The sequence below is a fragment of the Sphingomonas sp. GW821-FHT10F09 genome (assembly GCF_058809195.1).
This window is the reverse complement of sequence record NZ_JBXASI010000001.1, coordinates 647,298-665,549: the sequence shown is the minus strand read 5'-3', so window position 1 is coordinate 665,549 and position 18,252 is coordinate 647,298. Positions and strand designations below refer to the sequence as shown.

The 18,252-nt window shown below is 68.6% G+C and carries 17 protein-coding genes; 10 read left to right on the top strand and 7 right to left on the bottom strand.

The features are described from left to right. Positions 1-3 precede the first annotated feature (3 nt). Positions 4-855 (bottom strand): metal-dependent hydrolase, encoded by an 852-nt coding sequence (locus AC1RTO_RS03140; RefSeq protein ID WP_493159466.1) that lies wholly within the window; start codon positions 853-855, stop codon positions 4-6. 60 nt (positions 856-915) lie between these two features. Between AC1RTO_RS03140 and AC1RTO_RS03135 the strand changes: the two genes are divergently transcribed. Beyond that, the gene (locus tag AC1RTO_RS03135; protein ID WP_493160320.1) at positions 916-1,524 is read left to right on the top strand and encodes a TetR/AcrR family transcriptional regulator; all 609 of its coding nucleotides are present in this window, start codon (positions 916-918) and stop codon (positions 1,522-1,524) included. A 371-nt stretch (positions 1,525-1,895) separates the two neighbouring features. On the opposite strand, the gene AC1RTO_RS03130 is transcribed toward AC1RTO_RS03135, so the two are convergent. Next, positions 1,896-2,906, bottom strand: coding sequence for a helix-turn-helix domain-containing protein (locus AC1RTO_RS03130; protein ID WP_493159465.1), 1,011 nt, complete (start codon positions 2,904-2,906; stop codon positions 1,896-1,898). A gap of 115 nt (positions 2,907-3,021) precedes the next feature. Here AC1RTO_RS03130 and obgE point away from each other — a divergent pair, with 115 nt between their 5' ends. The 8 genes from obgE to lptG all read left to right on the top strand — a co-directional run bounded on the left by obgE (position 3,022) and on the right by lptG (position 12,356). After that, the gene (gene obgE, locus AC1RTO_RS03125) at positions 3,022-4,068 is read left to right on the top strand and encodes a GTPase ObgE (protein WP_493159464.1); all 1,047 of its coding nucleotides are present in this window, start codon (positions 3,022-3,024) and stop codon (positions 4,066-4,068) included. Between the two features lie 2 nt (positions 4,069-4,070). After that, positions 4,071-5,171: a glutamate 5-kinase gene (proB, locus tag AC1RTO_RS03120; RefSeq protein WP_493160319.1), complete on the top strand. Its 1,101-nt coding sequence runs from the start codon at positions 4,071-4,073 to the stop codon at positions 5,169-5,171. A 358-nt stretch (positions 5,172-5,529) separates the two neighbouring features. Then, positions 5,530-6,429, top strand: coding sequence for an NAD-dependent epimerase/dehydratase family protein (locus AC1RTO_RS03115; protein ID WP_493159463.1), 900 nt, complete (start codon positions 5,530-5,532; stop codon positions 6,427-6,429). Positions 6,430-6,472: 43 nt separating this feature from the next. Beyond that, positions 6,473-6,715: an acyl carrier protein gene (locus AC1RTO_RS03110; RefSeq protein WP_293877897.1), complete on the top strand. Its 243-nt coding sequence runs from the start codon at positions 6,473-6,475 to the stop codon at positions 6,713-6,715. Position 6,716: 1 nt separating this feature from the next. Beyond that, complete coding sequence (gene spt, locus AC1RTO_RS03105) at positions 6,717-7,979, top strand: serine palmitoyltransferase (protein WP_493159462.1); 1,263 nt, start codon at positions 6,717-6,719, stop codon at positions 7,977-7,979. Between the two features lie 55 nt (positions 7,980-8,034). Next, positions 8,035-9,993 carry an ATP-binding protein gene (locus AC1RTO_RS03100; RefSeq protein ID WP_493160318.1) on the top strand — a complete coding sequence of 653 codons (1,959 nt, stop codon included), beginning with the start codon at positions 8,035-8,037 and terminating at the stop codon, positions 9,991-9,993. Between the two features lie 78 nt (positions 9,994-10,071). After that, on the top strand, positions 10,072-11,268 hold the full coding sequence (gene lptF, locus AC1RTO_RS03095) for an LPS export ABC transporter permease LptF (protein WP_493159461.1): 1,197 nt from the start codon (positions 10,072-10,074) through the stop codon (positions 11,266-11,268). Further along, positions 11,265-12,356, top strand: a complete 1,092-nt coding sequence (gene lptG / locus AC1RTO_RS03090; RefSeq protein WP_493159460.1) for an LPS export ABC transporter permease LptG — start codon at positions 11,265-11,267, stop codon at positions 12,354-12,356. The genes lptF and lptG overlap by 4 nt, the downstream gene beginning before the upstream one ends. 306 nt (positions 12,357-12,662) lie before the next feature. Here lptG and AC1RTO_RS03085 read toward each other — a convergent pair whose 3' ends face one another. Then, positions 12,663-13,757, bottom strand: a complete 1,095-nt coding sequence (locus AC1RTO_RS03085) for a fatty acid desaturase family protein (RefSeq protein ID WP_493160317.1) — start codon at positions 13,755-13,757, stop codon at positions 12,663-12,665. Positions 13,758-13,912: 155 nt separating this feature from the next. Between AC1RTO_RS03085 and AC1RTO_RS03080 the strand changes: the two genes are divergently transcribed. Next, on the top strand, positions 13,913-15,064 hold the full coding sequence (locus AC1RTO_RS03080) for an N-acetyltransferase (RefSeq protein WP_493159459.1): 1,152 nt from the start codon (positions 13,913-13,915) through the stop codon (positions 15,062-15,064). A gap of 25 nt (positions 15,065-15,089) precedes the next feature. Here the strand turns inward: AC1RTO_RS03080 and AC1RTO_RS03075 are convergent, their stop codons facing one another. Genes AC1RTO_RS03075 through AC1RTO_RS03060 form a run of 4 tightly spaced genes read right to left on the bottom strand, consistent with a single transcriptional unit; the run spans position 15,090 to position 18,170 of the window. Further along, a complete protein-coding gene (locus AC1RTO_RS03075; RefSeq protein WP_493159458.1) occupies positions 15,090-15,443 on the bottom strand; it encodes a HesB/IscA family protein in 354 nt (117 codons plus the stop codon). Beyond that, on the bottom strand, positions 15,443-15,910 hold the full coding sequence (locus tag AC1RTO_RS03070) for an SUF system Fe-S cluster assembly protein (RefSeq protein WP_493159457.1): 468 nt from the start codon (positions 15,908-15,910) through the stop codon (positions 15,443-15,445). Before AC1RTO_RS03070 ends, AC1RTO_RS03075 begins: the two co-directional genes overlap by 1 nt. Next, positions 15,907-17,115 (bottom strand): cysteine desulfurase, encoded by a 1,209-nt coding sequence (locus AC1RTO_RS03065; protein WP_493159456.1) that lies wholly within the window; start codon positions 17,113-17,115, stop codon positions 15,907-15,909. Before AC1RTO_RS03065 ends, AC1RTO_RS03070 begins: the two co-directional genes overlap by 4 nt. Beyond that, on the bottom strand, positions 17,112-18,170 hold the full coding sequence (locus tag AC1RTO_RS03060) for a SufB/SufD family protein (RefSeq protein WP_493159455.1): 1,059 nt from the start codon (positions 18,168-18,170) through the stop codon (positions 17,112-17,114). Before AC1RTO_RS03060 ends, AC1RTO_RS03065 begins: the two co-directional genes overlap by 4 nt. Between the last annotated feature and the right edge of the window lie 82 nt (positions 18,171-18,252).

Here is an 18,252-nt window from a genome sequence, read left to right as displayed (position 1 = left end):
CGATCAGGCGGCGCGGGGCAACACCGCCGCCTCGTAATCGCTTTCCGCGAGACCGATCAGCGCGCGGTCGTCATGCTTCCACGGATGGAAGCCGGGCAGGAAATAGGCCGCCCAGACCCCCGCGACCTTGCGCGCCATGCCGGGATTGCCGAACGCATACCAGAACAGCCGCGCCCACACCTTCGGCCCGGTCAGCCCGTCTTGCCGCAGCAGTTCGAGCATCCCGCGCGTCCGCCCGCCGAAGAACCGCCACGTCGTCACCAGCATCACGAGCGACTTGATCCGCCAGCGGGTAAATCGCGACCAGTCCTGCGTTGCGTGCAGCCAGGTGTCATAGGCGACGCCCTTGTGCTCGATCTCCTCGGCGGCATGCCACAGCCACAGCGCCTTGGCCTGCTCCTCGCCACCGCGCAGATGGCGGGGATCGACGATCAGTTCGTGGGCGAGCATCGCGGTGAAATGTTCGAGCGCGGTGGTCGCCGCGAGGCTGGCGATCGGCGGCCGGTCGCGGGTCAGCGCCAGCGCCGCGTCGACGTCGCGGTCGAGCAGGCCGACGTCATAGCCCTGATCGGTGACGTGCCGGTTGAACGCGACATGTTCGCGGGTGTGCATCACCTCCTGCTTGATGAAGGCGTTGATCTCCGCGGTCAGTCGCAGCGGCGTGCCCTCGCGAAATTTACGGACGCTGTCGACGAAATAACCCTCGCCCTTGGGGAAGGTCACCGACAACGCGTTGTAAAAGGCAGTCGCGATCGGGTCGTCGTTCAGCCACCAGCGGCTCATGCGGACGCCGCGACCGAAGCGGCGGTCGCGCGGCGTGATGACCAGATCGTGCGGGGTGGTTGCTTTCGCCATAGAATCCTCCGAACACAAGGCTACACTGCTTACTGACATCATTGTAAATAGGCCCCTGCCCTGTCCGCTGCAACCCCCACCGCACCTCCCCGTCGCCGCCTGTCCCCGGGCGAGAGCCGCGATGCCGCGCTGACGGCCGCGCAGCAATTGCTGATCGAAAGCGGCCCGCAGGCGGTGACGCTGAAGGCGGTGGGCGCGCGAATCGGCCGGACGCACGCCAACCTGCTCCACCATTTCGGCTCAGCGGAGGGGCTGCAGCGCGCGCTGATCGCCCGCATGGCGACCTATATCACCTCGACCATCCGCGATGCGGTGCTGAGCAATCGCGACGGCGATCCCGATCCACGGCGGATCGTCGACCTCGTCTTCGATGCGTTCGACAGCGGCGGCGCGGGCGCGCTGGCGAGCTGGATGATCCTGTCCGGCAATCGCGACGCGCTCGATCCCATCCTGTCGGCGGTGCACGATCTGGTCGACGAACTCGCGGTCGGGATGCAGCCGGCGGAACGGCCGATCCAGGACGAAACGCTGCACCTCGTCCTGCTCGCGCTCGGCGATACCTTGCTCGGTGCGCCGATGGCCCGGGCGCTCGACCTGCCGCGCAGCAAGGCGCGCGACCTCGCCGTGGCGATGCTGACCAGCGATGCGGACGGCGCGGGATGCGGCTGAACTGTCGGCAATAGCCGCTGGCACCGGGGCAATGGCCCCGCCCCTCCTTTTGCCATGGCCGCTGCGCTATGGACATGGCTCGAGCAGAGGGGTCGTTTCACGGCCTGTCGGTCAGAAGCGTGCGCGTGCCGCGTCCGGTCGGACGGGTCGCGGAATCGCGCGCCGATGACCGGCTCCAGACCGAACGGCACGCCAGTGGATGCCCCCGGCTCGAGCCGAACGCGACGTCAGCGCAGCCTGACGCAATCGGGAGAGGATGTTCGGACCGGCGGGTGCTCCCGGCGCCCGCCCGAAGAAGCCGTCGGTCGATGTTCGCGATGGGGGTCGCGGGGTCGGCCGGCGGTTTTCTCGTTGCGCCCGCTCTCGGCCTGCTACGATCGCCCGCCGCCGTGCAGCGCCCGATAGTCGCCCGGCGTCACGCCATAGACCTCGCGAAACGCCCGCCCGAGATAGGCCGCGTCGCAGAATCCCCACCGTTCGGCGAGTGCCGCGATCGTCTCGCGATCGCCGTCCCCGCGCAACGTCTCGGCGACGCGGGCCAGCCGGCGCGCACGGATATAGGCCTGCACGCCACCCTCCGCCTGCAACAGGCGGTAGAGCGTCGAGCGTGACACGCCGAGCATCCGACTCAGTCGGGCGGTGTTGAGCGAGGGCGAACCCAGATGCCGTTCGATCGAAGCGCACAATTGGTGGCGCAGGCCGCGGTCATGCTGCCCGGCATCGGCCGGCACGCCGCCGAGGCTGGCGGTCACGGCGACGGTGAACAGGTCGAGGATGGTCTGCGCCAGCAGCGGCCCGCTGCTCGCCGGCAGCTGCCCCGCGTGATGGCGGATCATCGTCAGGTGCGACGCCAGCAGCGCAGCGTGCTGCGGCGCGATGACATGGCCGTGCAGGCTGCGCACCGACGGCAGCATCCGTTCCGCCAGCGCGCGCGGCAGAACGAAGCCCGAGGTGACCGACGCGTCCGACGTATGGCGGCCGACCTGCGCCATGTCGGCGAGTACGATCGATCCGGCCGGGGCGACGACGGTCCGCCCCTCCATCTCGCCCACGGCGCCGCCGCGATGGCGGATGTTGACGACCAGATCGTCGCAATCGTCCGCGACGATATTGGCCCGATCGCGAATCCAGTCCTGAGCGGTGAAGCGCGCATGGCCGATCACCAGCGCACCCAGATCGAGCGCGTCGATCGTGGCCGCGAACGGTTCGTGCGGATCCGTATCGAACCGCCGCCGATACCCGCCCACGTCGGAATCGCGCCAGCAGCTGTAGCGCTGCGATTCGGGCAACACGTCGCTCTCGAACAGCCGTCCCCACGCCAGAGGCGGCTGCGACCCCGGCTGTGGCCCCGCGGGCACGATGGATTCGGGCGCGTACTTCACTAATATCCTCATAACGTTGCCAGCCCCGTGGTCCAGCGGGCTTGTCGTACCGCCGCTGGCGGGCTCCACCGCCGCCGGGGGTGGCCGTTCCCGCCCATCGCGCTAAAGAGGCGCCATGCATTTTCTCGATCAGGCCAAGATTTTCGTCCGCTCCGGCGCGGGCGGCCCCGGCGCCGTCAGCTTCCGCCGCGAAAAGTTCATCGAATATGGCGGCCCCGACGGCGGCAACGGCGGCAAGGGCGGCGACATCATCTTCGAGGCGGTCGCGGGCCTCAACACCCTGATCGACTTCCGCTATACGCAACATTTCCGCGCGCCGCGCGGTTCGGGCGGCTCGGGCAGCAACCGCACCGGCGGCGGCGGCGACGACCTGCTCATCAAGGTACCGGTCGGCACGCAGGTGCTGTCCGAGGACAAGGAAGAGGTGCTGCTCGACTTCACCAAGGTCGGCCAGCGCGAGATGTTCCTGCGCGGCGGCGACGGCGGTCGCGGCAATGCCAGCTACAAGACCTCGACCAACCGGACGCCGCGCCAGCACGGCACCGGCTGGCCCTATGAGGAGGCGTGGGTCTGGCTGCGGCTGAAGCTGCTCGCCGACGCCGGCCTCGTCGGCCTGCCCAATGCCGGCAAATCGACCTTCATCAACGCCGTCACCAACGCGCAGGCGAAGGTGGGCGCATATGCGTTCACCACCACCCGCCCTCAGCTCGGCGTCGTCCGCCACAAGCAGCGCGAGTTCGTCGTCGCCGATATCCCCGGCCTGATCGAGGGCGCGGCGGACGGCGCCGGCATCGGCGACCGCTTCCTCGGCCATATCGAGCGCTGCCGCGTGCTGCTGCACCTGGTCGACGCCAATGATGACGACGTCGCCGAAAGCTATCGTATCGTCCGCGAGGAGCTGGCCGCCTATGGCGGCGGCCTGATCGACAAGCCGCACATCGTCGCGCTCAACAAGATCGACATGCTCGACGACGAGCTGATCGAGGCGCTGTCGGCCGAACTGGCAGACGAAAGCGGCGCGGACGTGATCCCGCTGTCCGGCGCGGCCGGCACTGGCGTCGACTGGGTGCTCGACCGGCTGCTGGAGGCGATCGGGCCGGGTCCGGAAACCGTCCCCGACAACGACGAGGGCGAGGACGAATTGACCTGGTCCCCCGTGTGACGATGCTGTTCCCGCTCGCCACTTGCCCGCGCCTGATCGTTAAGGTCGGGTCGGCGCTGCTCGTCGCGCCCGATGGCGCGGTGCGGCGGGCGTGGCTGGCGACGCTGGTGGCGGATATCGCCGCGCGGGTTGCGGCGGGGCAGCAGGTCGCGATCGTCTCTTCGGGCGCGATCGCGCTGGGCGCACGGCGGCTCGGCCTCGCCAGGGGCGGACGCGCCAGCCTGGAGGATGCGCAGGCCGCCGCCGCGACCGGTCAGATCGCGCTCAGCCAGACCTGGGCGGAGCTGCTCGGCACGCACGGCATCACCGCCGCGCAGATGCTGGTAACGCTCGACGACCTTGAGGATCGCCGGCGCTACCTCAATGCGGCGGCGACGCTCAACCGGCTGCTCGGGCTGGGCGTGGTGCCGGTCATCAACGAGAACGACAGCGTCGCGACCGAGGAAATCCGCTTCGGCGACAACGACCGGCTCGCCGCACGCGTCGCGCAGGCGGCGGGCGCGCAAGGCGTGGTGCTGCTGTCCGACGTGGACGGCCTGTACGACGCCAATCCGCACACCCATCCGGCGGCGCGGCATATCGCGACCGTCGAGCGGATCGACGCGGTGGCGGGGATGGCGGATGCCGGATCCGCATCCGGCATGGGGTCGGGCGGGATGGTGTCGAAGATTGCCGCGGCGCGGATCGCGACCGGCGCCGGCGCGAATCTAGCAATCGCGAGCGGGCGGCTCGACCACCCGCTGTCCGGCGAGCAACGCCATACGATGTTCGTGGCGGAACGCGCAGCACCGGCGCGCAAGGCGTGGCTGGCAGGCGGGCTGACCGCGAAGGGCGCGATCCACGTCGATGCCGGCGCGGCGCGGGCGCTGGCGGCGGGCAGCAGTCTGCTCGCGGCGGGCGCGACGCGGATCGAGGGCGGGTTCGCTCGCGGCGATCTTGTAACGATCGAGGGACCGCACGGCCTGCTCGCGCGTGGCCTGTCCGAATATGATGCCGGTGAGGCGGTGCGCCTGATCGGCACCCGGTCGGACGAGCAGGCGGCGATCCTCGGCTATGCACCGCGCGCGGCGCTGGTGCATCGCAATCATCTGGCGCTGGTGTGATGACGTCGGGCGTTTCGGTTCCCCGGCGAAGGCTAGGGTCCGGCTGGGGTGCCGTCGCGGCTTTATCAACGACCGTTTGCCAACTGGGCCTCGGCCTTCGCCATGGAACTACAGATCGGGAGGTGCGGCGACGCGGCGGTGTGTCTGTCCGGTTGGCGGCCGGGCGAGCGGGCGCTGATGGCTGGCTACGCGCCGTGCGTGGCGCTGATGTTACGATGGCGACGGCAATCAAGAGGCCGTCATCCCCGCGCAGGCGGGGATCCAGACGGGTTGGCCATACGACCCCGGCACTGACGTTCGCGGTTCCGGTTCCCCGCCGGCACGCGAGCGACGGTGATGCCAGGGTGACCGTACGGGCATGACCATTCTCGCCATCACCGGCGCGACGGGCTTCGTCGGCAGCGCGCTCGTCGCGAGGGCGCTCGCCGCAGGTCACCACGTCCGCGCGCTCACCCGCCGCGCGCAGCCGCCGCGCGACGGCATCACCTGGGTCGAGGGTGCGCTCGATCGTCCCGACAGCCTTGCGCGGCTCGTCTCCGGCGCCGATGCGATCGTCCATGTCGCCGGGGTGGTGAACGCCCGCGACCGCGCCGGCTTTGCCGCGGGTAATATTGAGGGCACCCGCGCGATGCTCGCCGCCGCGACGCACGGCGGGGTCCGCCGCTTCGTCCATGTCTCGTCGCTTTCCGCGCGCGAACCACAGCTGTCCAACTACGGCTGGTCGAAGGCGGAGGCGGAGACGCGGGTCAAGGACAGCGGGCTCGACTGGACGATCGTCCGCCCGAGCGGGGTCTATGGGCCCGGCGACATGGACATGCGCGATATCTTTCGCGTCGCGCGCTACGGGCTGGCACTGATGCCGCCGCCGAGCAAGGTCGGGTTGGTCCACGTCGACGATCTGGCGCGACTGCTGCTAATCCTCGCGGACGGCGCCGCCGCCCAAGCGATCTACGAGGTCGACGACGGGCGGGCGTGGAGCCATCGCGCCTTCCATCGGGCGATCGGTGCGGCGGTCGGGCGGCGCGTGCTGACGATCCACCTGCCACGCGCGCTGCTCGCGGCGGGTGCGCGCATCGACCGGCGACTGCGCGGCAACGGCGCGCGGCTGACGCAAGACCGGGTGTCCTATCTGGTCCACCCCGACTGGGCCGCGGATCCCGCCCGCCGACCGCCCGCGGCCGTGTGGACTCCGGCGATCCCGCTGGCGGAGGGGCTGGCCGCAACCGCGCGATGGTATCGCGCCAACGGGCTGCTATAGCGCCGCACCCCTGCCGTATTTGGCCGTCAGACGGATAAGCATCATGACCGACCGCACCCAGATCCTCGACACCATCAAGGCGCAGATCGAACCCTTCAACAAGAAGGGCGTCGCGCTGACCGAAACCACCACCTTCCAGGGCGACCTCGAATGGGACAGCCTGACCGTGATGGACTTCGTCGCGGCGATCGAGGACGAATTCGAGATCATCATCACGATGAACATGCAGGCCGAGATCGAGAATATCGGCCAACTGACCGACGCCGTCGAGAAACTGAAGGGCTGACATGACCGAGACCGGACTGCAGGCCGAGGCGCTTCCCGTCGATCCCCCGGCGATCGCGCCCGAACGCGACCTGATGAGCAAGTTCGACGCGCTGATCGCCGAACGTCAGGCGCTGATCGACACCGGCGTCACTGACCCGTTTGCGATCGTGATGGATCAGGTGAAGTCCCCGACCGAGGCGGTGATCGCCGGTCGCGACACGATCCTGCTCGGCACCTACAATTACATGGGCATGACCTTCGATCCCGACGTGATCGCCGCCGGTCATGCCGCGCTCGACCAGTTCGGGTCCGGCACCAACGGCAGCCGGATGCTCAACGGTACCTTCCGCGACCATATGGACGCCGAGGCGGCGCTGCGCGAATTCTACGGCACGACCGGTGCGATCGTCTTCTCGACCGGCTATATGGCCAATCTGGGCATGATCTCGACGCTCGCCGGCAAGGGCGAGTACGTCATCCTCGATGCCGACAGCCATGCCTCGATTTACGACGGCTGCCAGCAGGGCAATGCGGAGATCGTCCGCTTCCGCCACAACAGCGTCGAGGACCTCGACAAGCGGCTTGGCCGCCTGCCCAAGGAGCCGGCCAAGCTGGTGGTGCTGGAGGGCGTCTATTCGATGCTCGGCGATATCGCGCCGCTCAGGGAAATGGTCGCGGTTGCTAAGAAGCACGGCGCGATGGTGCTGAGCGACGAGGCGCATTCGATGGGCTTCTACGGCCCCAACGGGCGCGGCGTGTACGAGGCGCAGGGACTGGAGGCGGACGTCGATTTCGTCGTCGGCACCTTCTCCAAATCGGTGGGCACCGTCGGCGGCTTCTGCGTGTCGAACCATCCGAAGTTCGAGGCGATCCGCCTCGCCTGCCGCCCGTACATCTTCACCGCCAGCCTGCCGCCGTCGGTGGTCGCCACCGCCGCCGCGTCGATCCGCAAGCTGAAGACCGCGCATGCCAAGCGCGAGCAACTGTGGGCAAACGCACGCCAGCTGCACGGCGGCCTCAAGGCGATGGGGTTCGGGCTCGGCACCGAGGCGCCCGACAGCGCGATCGTCGCGGTGATCCTCGACGACCAGCAACAGGCGGTCGCGATGTGGCAGGGGCTGCTGGAGGCGGGCGTCTACGTCAACATGGCGCGCCCGCCCGCGACGCCGGCTGGCACCTTCCTGCTCCGCTGTTCGCTGTGCGCGGAGCATAGCAGCGCGCAGCTCGACACCGTGCTCGCCCATTTCCGCGCCGCGGGACAGGCCGTGGGCGCGATCGGCTGACGCTTCCCGCAGGCGCTTTCCAGGCGTAGCGAAACGCGTTAGCATCGCTGCCATGATGCGGGATGACGCCGAAACGGTCCCGGGGGGGGCCCTGGGAGGCGACGCGGCCTGGCGGATGATTACGCTGGTCGTGATGGGTCTGCTCGGCGCGGTGGTGCTGGTCGCGCTCATCCTGACCCTCGGCGAAGCGAACCGGCAGCGTGACCGCGCGCTGCAGGCGCAGGCGCACAGCTACGACGTGATGATCCTCGCGCGCACCGTGTCGGGCACGATCGCGCGATCGGAGGCGTCGCTGGGCCGCTACGTCATCAGCGGCAAGGGGCAGCAGGCGCTCGGCCAGATCTATTTCGACCAATGGCGGCTGGCGGGCACGCAGCTCGGCCGGCTCGAACGGCTGACGCGGGCAACCGGCGAGCAGAGCGCGCGCGTCGCGCAGTTGCGCAACGCCTATATGCGGCGCGGCGAGGAGCTGTCGCTGACCGCGCTCAGCACCACCTATGGCAAGAACAGCCAGGCGCTGGCGCGCTATTATGCGTCGCGCTCGTCGCCGACGCTCACCGCGATCGACCGGACGCTGGACGAGATCATCTCTGGCGAACGCGCCTTGCTCGATGCGCGCACCGCGGATGCGATGCGGACCGTCGACCGGTCGAGTCGGATCGCCGGCGTGCTCGCGATCTTCGGCGTGCTGATCGTGCTGGGCGCGCTGGTGCTCGGCTGGTTCACGCTCCAGGCGGTCGGCGAGCGCGCGCTCGCCCGCGCCGAGGCCGATGCCGAACGCGAGCGCGCCGAGGAGCTGTCCGCCGCGGTGACGCAGGCGACCGACGAACTGCGCGTGCAGGAAGCCAAGCTGCGGCAGGTGCAGAAGATGGAGGCGGTCGGCCAGCTGACCGGCGGCATCGCGCACGATTTCAACAATATGCTGGCGGTAGTCCTCGGCGGACTCGAGCTCGCCAAACGCTCGGTCGCGGGCGATCCCGCCGCGGTGACGCGGCATCTGGACAATGCCACCGACGGTGCCAACCGCGCCGCAGCGCTCACCCGCCGGCTGCTCGCCTTCAGCCGCGAGGAATCGCTCAAGCCAGAAGCGATCGCGGCGGCGCAGCTGGTATCGGGCATGTCCGAGCTGCTCGACCGGACGCTAGGCGATGCGATCACGGTCGTCACCCGCGACGATGCGCGCGGGTGGCAGGTGCGCGCGGATCGCGTCCAGCTCGAGAATGCGGTGCTCAACCTCGCGGTCAATGCGCGCGACGCGATGAACGGACGCGGCCGGCTGGTGATCGCGACTGGCACCGCGACGTTGACCGAGCATCAGGTCGACCAGTGCGCTGCGGGCGAATATGTAACGCTGGCGGTGACCGACGACGGCGCCGGCATGACCCCCGACGTGGTCGAGCGCGTCTACGAACCCTTCTTCACCACCAAGGAGGCCGGCAAGGGCACCGGATTGGGGCTCAGCCAGATATTCGCGCTCGTCCGCCAGTTGCTCGGCGCGATCACGATCGACACCGCCCCCGGCCGGGGCACGACGGTGGCACTCTACCTGCCGCGCGACACCGCGGCCGACGGCATCGGCCGCACCGCCGTGGTCGATATCACGCCGGCGGAGCCGGCCGCCGCGGGCCTGCGCGTGCTCGTCGTCGAAGACGATCCGCGGGTGCTGACCGCGACGCTGGGCGCACTGGAGGAACTGGGCCATCACGGCATCGGCTGCGATGCACCGGCGAAGGCCGCCGGCCTGCTTGCCGCGCACGACGACGTCGACCTCATCATTTCCGACGTGCTGATGCCCGGGCAGACCGGTCCGGAGATGATCGCGAGCCTCGGCCCGCAATATCCGCATATCGCGGTGCTGTTCGTCACCGGTTTCGCCGGCGAGGCGAATGCAAGCGAGTTCGGCGCGCACCAGCTGCTGCGCAAGCCGTTCACGCTCGTCGGGCTGGAACGGGCGATCGGCCGGGCGATGGCCGACGACCGCCCTGCGCCACCGCACCAGATCGCCGCGGAATGACCCGGCTTTTCTAGCTGACGCCCGCCCGCCCTGCGCCTATACCGGCTTCTTCTTATCCCGGCCCGAGCCCCTTCCCGCATGACATCCCTCGACCGCTACATGGCCCGGCTGATCGCGCTGCCGTTGTTTTCGACGCTGACGATCGCCGCCATGCTGCTGGTGCTCGATCGTATCCGGCGACTGTTCGACTTTGTCGCGACCGAAGGCGGCCCGATCAGCGTCGTGTGGCGGATGCTCGCCAACCTGCTGCCCGAATATCTCGGCCTCGGCATCCCGATCGGGCTGCTGCTCGGCATCCTGCTGGCGTTCCGTCGCCTCGCCGCCAATTCCGAACTCGACGTGCTGCGCGCGGTCGGGGTCAGCTATACCCGGATGCTGCGCGTCCCCTTCATGTACGCGCTGATCCTCGCCGCGCTCAACATCGCGATCGTCGGCTTCGTCCAGCCCAAGGCGCGCTATTATTACGAGCAGCTGCGCTTCGAATTGCGCACCGGTGCGCTGGGCGCGTCGATCAAGGTCGGCGAGTTCACCCATTTCGGCGACCGCATGACGCTGCGCATCGAGCAGAGCCACGACAAGGGCCGCAAGCTGGACGGCATCTTCGTCTATTACAATGACAAGGGCACGAGCTACTCGGTCACCGCGCAGTCGGGCCAGTTCCTCGCGACCGACGATCCCAACACGATCATCTTTCGCCTGACCAAGGGCACCCTGGTGCACAAGGCGCCCAATTTCGCGGTGCCGCGCGTGCTGACCTTCACCTCACACGATCTGCCGATCCCGCTGCCGCGCTACGAGAACTTCCGGTCGCGCGGTGGCCGCAACCTCGAATTCACCCTGCCCGAGCTCGCCCGGCTCGGCCACGCCTCGTCGAGCGAGGAACAGCGCGACAGCAGCCGGTCCGAATTCCATTTCCGGCTGGTCGAGGTGGCGACGATGTTCCTGCTGCCCCTGCTCGCGATCGCGCTGGGCGTGCCGCCGAAGCGATCCAATTCCGGCTTCGGCGTATTCCTGGCGATCGTGATGATCGTCGCCTATCACAAGGTGAACGAATATGCCGCGTCGATCGGCGAGCTGGGCCGGATCGACCCGCTGATCGCCCTGTGGGTGCCGTTCTGCATCTTTGCCGGGATCATCCTCTGGATGTATTATCAGATCGCCTATGTCCCTGGCGGCCAGCCGATCGGCGCGCTGGAGCGGGCCTTCTCGAAGGTCGCCAAGCTGCTGACCCGTTACCTGCCCGGCCGCGGCCGCAAGAAGGGGGCCGCGGCATGACCAGCTTCTTCCCGTCGCGGACCGTCGCGATCTACATGGGCCGGATGTTCCTGGTGCGCACGTTCGGCCTGCTCGCCGCGCTGTTGCTGATCCTCCAGACGCTCGACCTGCTCAGCGAATCGGGCGCGATCCTCGCGCATCCGGGCAACACCCAGTCGCAGGTGTGGGAATATGTCGGGCTGCGCGCGCCGCAGATCGTCGCCTTCCTCCTCCCCTTCTCCGTGTTGCTCGGCACGATCCTGACGCTCATCACGATGAACCAGAACAGCGAGGTCATCGCGCTCAAGGCGGCGGGGCTGTCCGCGCACCAGGTGCTCGCGCCGCTGCTGGTCGCGAGCCTCGGCGTCGCCGCCGTCAGCTTCGTCTTCAACGAACGGATCGTCACCCGCGCCACCGCGACGCTGGATCAATGGAAGGATGTCGATTACGGCCCGTTGCCGATCGATCGCGGCGAGCGGACCAACGTCTGGGTGCGCGACGGCGACGACCTGATCGCGGTGCAGCAGGTGCGCGGACGCGGCGAGCAGACCCGGCTCGGCACCGTCACCGTCTACGACCGGACCGGCGGCGAGCTGGTCGCGATCATCCGCGCGCCGCAGGGCCGCCATGCCGGCGACGGCTGGGCGATCGGCCCCGCCACCCGCTTCGACGTCGCGACCGGCCAGCTCTCCGGCCTCGGCACGGTCAACGTCGCGCCGGGGGTGCGACCCGACCAGTTCACGCTCGGCAAGGTCAATCCCGAGGGGCTCGACTTCACCGCGCTGGCGGCGGCGATCGGCGACCTGCGCGACGCCGGCCGGCCGACCAAATCGCTCGAGGGCACGTTGTGGCACAAATTCTCGGGGCCGCTGTCGGCGGTGCTGATGCCGCTGCTCGGCGCGGTCGCGGCGTTCGGCATCGCCCGATCGGGGCAATTGTTCGTGCGCGCGGTGATCGGCATGGGGCTGGGCTTCGCCTATTTCGTCGCGGACAATTTCGCGCTGGCGATGGGCAATCTGGGTGCCTACCCGCCCTTCCTCGCCGCCTGGGCGCCGTTCCTGCTGTTCCTGCTGATCGGCGAGGCGGTGCTGATCCGGACCGAGGAATAAGGCGCACGCCCGTCGCCGGTGCGGGCAACATGGACAACATGAACACCTTGACGAAAACGATCCCGGACTATCGTTTCCGTTTCCGCACCGATGAGAAAGACCGGGGCGTCACCACAAACCCCTGACCCTGACCCTGGCGCTGGACGCCCGTCGATGCCAGTCCTTCGACAGGCTTACGGCGAACGGGAGATCGGGTTCACCCTGCCTAGCCGCCCTCCCGTGCGTAGGACAGGGGCGACTGTTTCGTGCAGGAATGGGAATGGGTTAGGCCGGGCCTCGACCAACAGGCCCGCGCCGGTCCGGGCGTCAGCGGGCGACCAACGTGCTCCGCACGATCTTGTTCACCAGCCCGGGCAGGCCGGCATAGCTCGCCTTGTGATAAGGCGAGGCCTGATCGAGCGCCGCGGTGAGGCGGCGGTGCGCCTCGCCCAATGCGTGATAAGGCAGGCTCGGCAGCAGATGGTGGAGCGCGTGATAGCGCAGCCCGACCGGCGCCCACAGCGCGGGCAGCAGCGACGGCGGCGGCACGTTGACCGAGTCGAGATATTGCGCGGTGACCGACATCGCCTCGCCGTCATTCTCCCAGAGATGCGCGACGAGCGTGCGCACCTGATTGACGACGGCGACCGCCGAGCCGATTCCGAGAGCGATCAGGACGCTGCGCAGCGGAAAGATACCGGTCGCGGTCAGCCCGACGACGGCGATCGCCCACAGGCTGGCGGCAGCCTCGACCCGGTTCCACATCGTGCGCGCCGCGCCTTCCGGTGCACGGCGACGGAACGAGGGGTTGATCGCCAGCGCCGAATAGCGCTCCATCACGATCGTGCGCAGCTTCGGCGACAGCAGCGACAGCGGCGACAGGATCGCATAGCGGATCAGCAGCCCGACCGGCGCGAGCGCGGAAATCACCACGAACGCCGGCAGCGTCCACGGCTTCATCAGCGCGAGCGGCAGATATTCGGGGTCCTCCGACGTGCCGTAGCGCGTCTTGGCGTGGTGGAGGTTGTGCACCCCTTCGTACATGAAGCTCGGCACCAGCATCGGCACGCCGACCAGCACGTTCCACAGGCCGCGGAAGCGGGGCAGCGCGCTGTGCTTCATATGACTGACCTCGTGGATGAAGCTCAGCGCACGGTAGAGCGCGAGCGCCGACACGATTGCGGCGAGCACCACCCAGCCTGTCCCCTGCACGGTCACCGCCACCGCGAGCGCGCCGTAACCGACCAGCGCCGAGGCGATCAGGTCGGCCCAATAGATGCCGGGACGCGGCGCGATCAGGTCGCGGGTCAGCTCGGCGGCCGTGCGCAGCATCGCCTTGTCGTCGGCGATGCGCTGGCGCGGGGCGCGTACCTGAGCATCCGCCGCAGCGGGCGCGCGCGATAGGGTCAGCGAGTGTTCCATGGCCTGTTCCATTGCCCCCAGATAGTGGCGACAGCGTGGCATTTACAGGTCGGCGCGGTTGCGCGCCGCAGCAACGTTCCGATCACAGATGACGGAATCGTCACTCGCTTCGCCGCTGCGGCGTGCTAGATCGCAGCCCAAATGGGAGGCCCGAATTGAGCGACCTGACGATCACGCCCGTCACCACCAAGCGCGAGCGCAAGGCGTTCGTCGACCTGCCGTTCCGGCTCTACAAGAACGATCCGGCCTGGGTGCCACCGCTGAAGGGCGAGGCGCTGGGGCTGCTGACGCCCGAGAAGAACGGCTGGTACAGCCATGCGAAAGCACAGCTTTTCCTGGCGCATGAGGGCGGACGGGTCGTCGGGCGCATTTCCGCGCATATCGATACGCTGGCGCTGACGATGCCGGTCGAACAGGGCTTCGGCCCCGGCGTCGGCCAATGGGGGCTGATGGATGCCGAGCGTGAGGATATCTTCGTCGCGCTGCTGGCGACGGCCGAAGGCTGGCTGCGTGAGCAGGGAATGACGCGGGCGCTCGGCCCGATCTCGCAGTCGATCTGGGAAGAGCCGGGGCTGCTGGTGCAGGGCCACGACCATGCGCCGACGATCATGATGGGCCATGCCAAGCCCGAATATCAGGGCTGGATCGAACGCGCGGGCTACGCAACGGTGAAGCAGCTGTTCACCTATGAGCTGGACATCACGCAGGAATTTCCGCCGATCGTGAAGCGGATCATCCGGTCGGGCGAAAGCAACCCGCGCATCGTCGTGCGCGAGGTCGACAAGCGCAAGTTCGCGGAAGAGGCGGCGATCATCCTGTCGATCCTCAACGATGCATGGTCGGACAATTGGGGCTTCGTCCCCCTCACCCCGCCAGAGATCAAGGACGTCGGCGTCAAGCTGAAGCCGATCGTGTTCAACGACCTGATCCGTATCGCCGAACTCGACGGCAAGCCGGTCGCATTCATGATCACCCTGCCCGACCTCAACGAGCCGCTGAAGCCGCTCAACGGTTCGCTGCTGCCGTTCGGGTGGGCGAAGCTGCTGCTCTGGCTGCGCAAACCGAAGGTGCGGACGATGCGCGTGCCGCTGATGGGCGTGGTGAAGGAATTGCAGGCATCACGGATGGCGAGCCAGTTGGCCTTCATGATGATCGAGTACATCCGCCGCGCCTCGGTCGCGCATTATGGCGCGAGCCGCGGCGAGATCGGCTGGATCCTCGACGATAATCAGGGCATGCGATCGATCGCGACGACGCTCGATAGCCAGGTCAACAAGGTCTACAACGTCTACGGCAAGGACCTGTAGGCGGCTCCCCGTGCCGGGGACGGGGTCAGACCGTGAAGCTCTCCCCGCATCCACAGGCGCCCTTGGCGTTGGGGTTGGCGAAGACGAAGCCGGCGGTGAAATCGTCCTCGACCCAGTCCATCGTCGAGCCGACGAGGTAGAGGATCGATCCGCCGTCGACGAACAGCGTGCCGCCCGGCGTCTCGATCCGTTCGTCGAACGGCTTCGCCTCGGTGACGTAATCGACCGAATAGGCGAGGCCCGAACAGCCGCGGCGCGGGGTCGACAGCTTGACGCCGATCGCCCCGTCCGGCGCGCGCGCCATCAGGTCGGCGATGCGTGCGTCGGCGGCGGCGGTGAGGATCAGCGGCGCGGGGCGCTGGCGCAGGGTGGTGGCCATCACAGCATCCCCAGTTCGAGTTTCGCCTCGTCCGACATTTTCTGCGGGTCCCAGGGCGGATCCCAGATCAGGTTGACGTCGGCAAAGGCGATGCCCGGCACCGCGGCGACGCGCATCTCGACCTCGGCGGGCATCGATTCGGCGACCGGGCAATGCGGCGTGGTCAGCGTCATTGTGACGACCGCCTGCCCCTCCGCACCGACCTCGACGCCGTAGATCAGGCCGAGGTCGTAGATGTTGACCGGGATTTCCGGGTCGTAGATTTCCTTGAGCGCGTCGATGACGGCTTCGTAGAGCGCGCCGCCGGGTTCGCCCGGCGCGTCGCCCTGTGGCTGTTGCTGGAGGAAGCCCGACAGATAGTCGCGTTCGCGGCCGACCGCCCTCTGGGCATCCGCCGCATCCTCGACGCGCGCCCTCGGCGGCGGGGTCACCGCCTCCACTTCCTCGACACGGATCGTATCGCTCATCCGAAAATCCTCGTTACCCGTTCGACGCCGCGGACCAGCGCCTCGATATCCTGCGGCCCGTTATAGACCGCGAAGCTCGCCCGCGCGGTGGCATCAACGCCCAGCGCCTCCATCAGAGGCTGCGCGCAATGATGCCCGGCGCGGATCGCGACCCGGCCCTCGTCCAAGATGGTGCCGACGTCGTGCGGATGCACCCCCTCGACCGCGAAACTGACGATGCCGGCGCTGTCCTCCGGCCCGAACAGGCGGACCGAGTTGAGCGACGACAGCGCGGCGCGGGCGTCGCGGACCAGCGCAGTCTCGTGCGCATGGATGCGGTCGATGCCGATCCCCTCGACGTAATCGATCGCCCCGGCGAGGCCGAGGCCGCCGACGATATGCGGCGTCCCCGCCTCGAACCGGCCCGGCGGGGGGGCATAGGTGGTCTTCGCGAAGGTGACGCGGTCGATCATCGATCCGCCGCCCTGCCAGGGGGGCATCTGCGCGAGCAGATCGCCCCGGCCCCACAGCACGCCGATCCCGGTCGGGCCGTACAGCTTGTGGCCGGAGAAGACGTAGAAATCGCAACCGATTTTGGCGACGTCGACGGCGATGCGGGGCACCGCCTGACAGCCGTCCAGCAGGATCTTCGCGCCGACGCGGTGCGCCAGATCGGTCGCCCGCTTCGCATCGAGGACCGAGCCGAGCACGTTCGAGACATGCGCCAGCGCGACCAGTTTGTGACGCTCGGTCAGCATCGATTCCAACGCGTCGAGGTCGATGCGATGGTCCGCAGTCAACGGTACGACGTCGATCGCCGCGCCGACGCGCTCCGCCGCCATCTGCCACGGCACGATATTGCTGTGGTGCTCCAGCATCGACAGCAGGATGCGGTCGCCCGCCTTGAGCTGCGTCGTCGCCCAGCTGTGCGCGACGAGGTTGATCGCCTCGGTCGCGCCGCGGACGAAGACGATCTCGTCCGGCGTCGTCGCACCGATGAAGCGCGCCACCTTGCCGCGGGCGGCCTCATAGGCGAGCGTCATGTCGGCGCTGCGCTGGTAGACGCCGCGATGGACGGTGGCATAGGTTTCGGCATAGCCGCGCGTGATCGCGTCGATGACGACCTGCGGCTTCTGCGCGGTGGCGGCGGTGTCGAGATACGCCCAGCCTTGCGGGATGGCCGGGAAATCGGCGAGCGCGTCGAGCGGGGTTTCGATGGCGGTCACAAGGCCCCGTCCAGCCACGCGTCGGCATCGGCGGCGAACGCCTCCCGCACCGTCTCGTCGGCGATGCGGTCGATCGCATCGGCGACGAACGCGCGCGTCAGCAGCGCTTTGGCGCGCGCGGCGGGAATGCCACGGCTCTCCATGTAGAACAGCGCGCGCGCATCGAGTTCGCCGACCGTCGCGCCATGCGCGCATTTGACGTCGTCCGCGAAGATCTCGAGCTCGGGCTTGAGGTTCACCGTCGCGGTGCGCTGGAGCAGCAGGCCGCGCAGCGATTGTTCGCCATCGGTCTTCTGCGCGTCGCGCGCGACCTCGACCGCGGCGGCGAGGCTGACGGTCGAGCGATCCGCGGCGACCGCACGCCACAGCTGGTGCGACTGACCGTTGGGGTGGGCATGCCGGACGCGGACCGCGCATTCCTGCCGCTGGTCGTCGCGGGTCAGCAGCGCGCCGCCGAGTTCGGCATAGGCGCCGTCGCCGTTGAGCGTCAGCGCGGCATCGAAGCGCGTGCCGGCGGCAGTGGCGCCCAGCGCGACCGATACGAAGCTTGCGGCTTCGGATATCGCGACCTCGTCGCGGGTCGAGACGAAGCCCGCGGTCTGGACGACGCGGACGGCGCGCATGACGCGCGCGCCCTTGCCAAGTTCGAACCGGGTCAGCGTGTTGGTCCAGCCCGCGCCGGTATAGCTTTCGACCAATGTCAGGACGGCGTCGTCGCCCAAGGTGATGACGAGCGGCATTTGGCAGTCGGCACCGGCGTTGATGCGGGCGATCTCCAGCGTCGTAACCGTGCGCGGCGCGAGCGTGATGCGGTGGCCCGGCCCTGATACGAAGCGGGCGAGCGCATGGTCGCTGGTGACAGTTTCGGCGGATATCGTCAGGTCACCGATGTGATCGACCAGTTCGCCGCCGACGAACACCAGTCGCGCCGCGTCGGCGAGGATCGGATCGGGCGTGCCGGTCGATGCCGCGGGCAGCGCGCGGGCGGCTTCGAGCGCGGGCATGTCGGCCCAGCGGAACGCTTCCTCGCGGGTGGTGGGGAGGTCGAGGGTCATGCGGCGACTCGCTGGATGATGGTGTCACGCGAAGGCGCGAAGGGGCGAAGAGTAGGCTTTTTTTCGCGCGGAGGCGCGGAGA

Excerpts from the sequence above, each read along its gene's own strand:
- spt (WP_493159462.1), top strand. The coding sequence starts at position 6,717 with ATGACCGAGACCGGACTGCAGGCCGAGGCGCTTCCCGTCGATCCCCCG.
- lptG (WP_493159460.1), top strand. The coding sequence starts at position 11,265 with ATGACCAGCTTCTTCCCGTCGCGGACCGTCGCGATCTACATGGGCCGG.
- AC1RTO_RS03085 (WP_493160317.1), bottom strand. The coding sequence starts at position 13,757 with ATGGAACACTCGCTGACCCTATCGCGCGCGCCCGCTGCGGCGGATGCT.
- AC1RTO_RS03075 (WP_493159458.1), bottom strand. The coding sequence starts at position 15,443 with ATGGCCACCACCCTGCGCCAGCGCCCCGCGCCGCTGATCCTCACCGCC.
- AC1RTO_RS03115 (WP_493159463.1), top strand. The coding sequence starts at position 5,530 with ATGACCATTCTCGCCATCACCGGCGCGACGGGCTTCGTCGGCAGCGCG.
- AC1RTO_RS03060 (WP_493159455.1), bottom strand. The coding sequence starts at position 18,170 with ATGACCCTCGACCTCCCCACCACCCGCGAGGAAGCGTTCCGCTGGGCC.
- proB (WP_493160319.1), top strand. The coding sequence starts at position 4,071 with ATGCTGTTCCCGCTCGCCACTTGCCCGCGCCTGATCGTTAAGGTCGGG.
- obgE (WP_493159464.1), top strand. The coding sequence starts at position 3,022 with ATGCATTTTCTCGATCAGGCCAAGATTTTCGTCCGCTCCGGCGCGGGC.
- AC1RTO_RS03110 (WP_293877897.1), top strand. The coding sequence starts at position 6,473 with ATGACCGACCGCACCCAGATCCTCGACACCATCAAGGCGCAGATCGAA.
- AC1RTO_RS03070 (WP_493159457.1), bottom strand. The coding sequence starts at position 15,910 with ATGAGCGATACGATCCGTGTCGAGGAAGTGGAGGCGGTGACCCCGCCG.
- lptF (WP_493159461.1), top strand. The coding sequence starts at position 10,072 with ATGACATCCCTCGACCGCTACATGGCCCGGCTGATCGCGCTGCCGTTG.
- AC1RTO_RS03100 (WP_493160318.1), top strand. The coding sequence starts at position 8,035 with ATGCGGGATGACGCCGAAACGGTCCCGGGGGGGGCCCTGGGAGGCGAC.
- AC1RTO_RS03140 (WP_493159466.1), bottom strand. The coding sequence starts at position 855 with ATGGCGAAAGCAACCACCCCGCACGATCTGGTCATCACGCCGCGCGAC.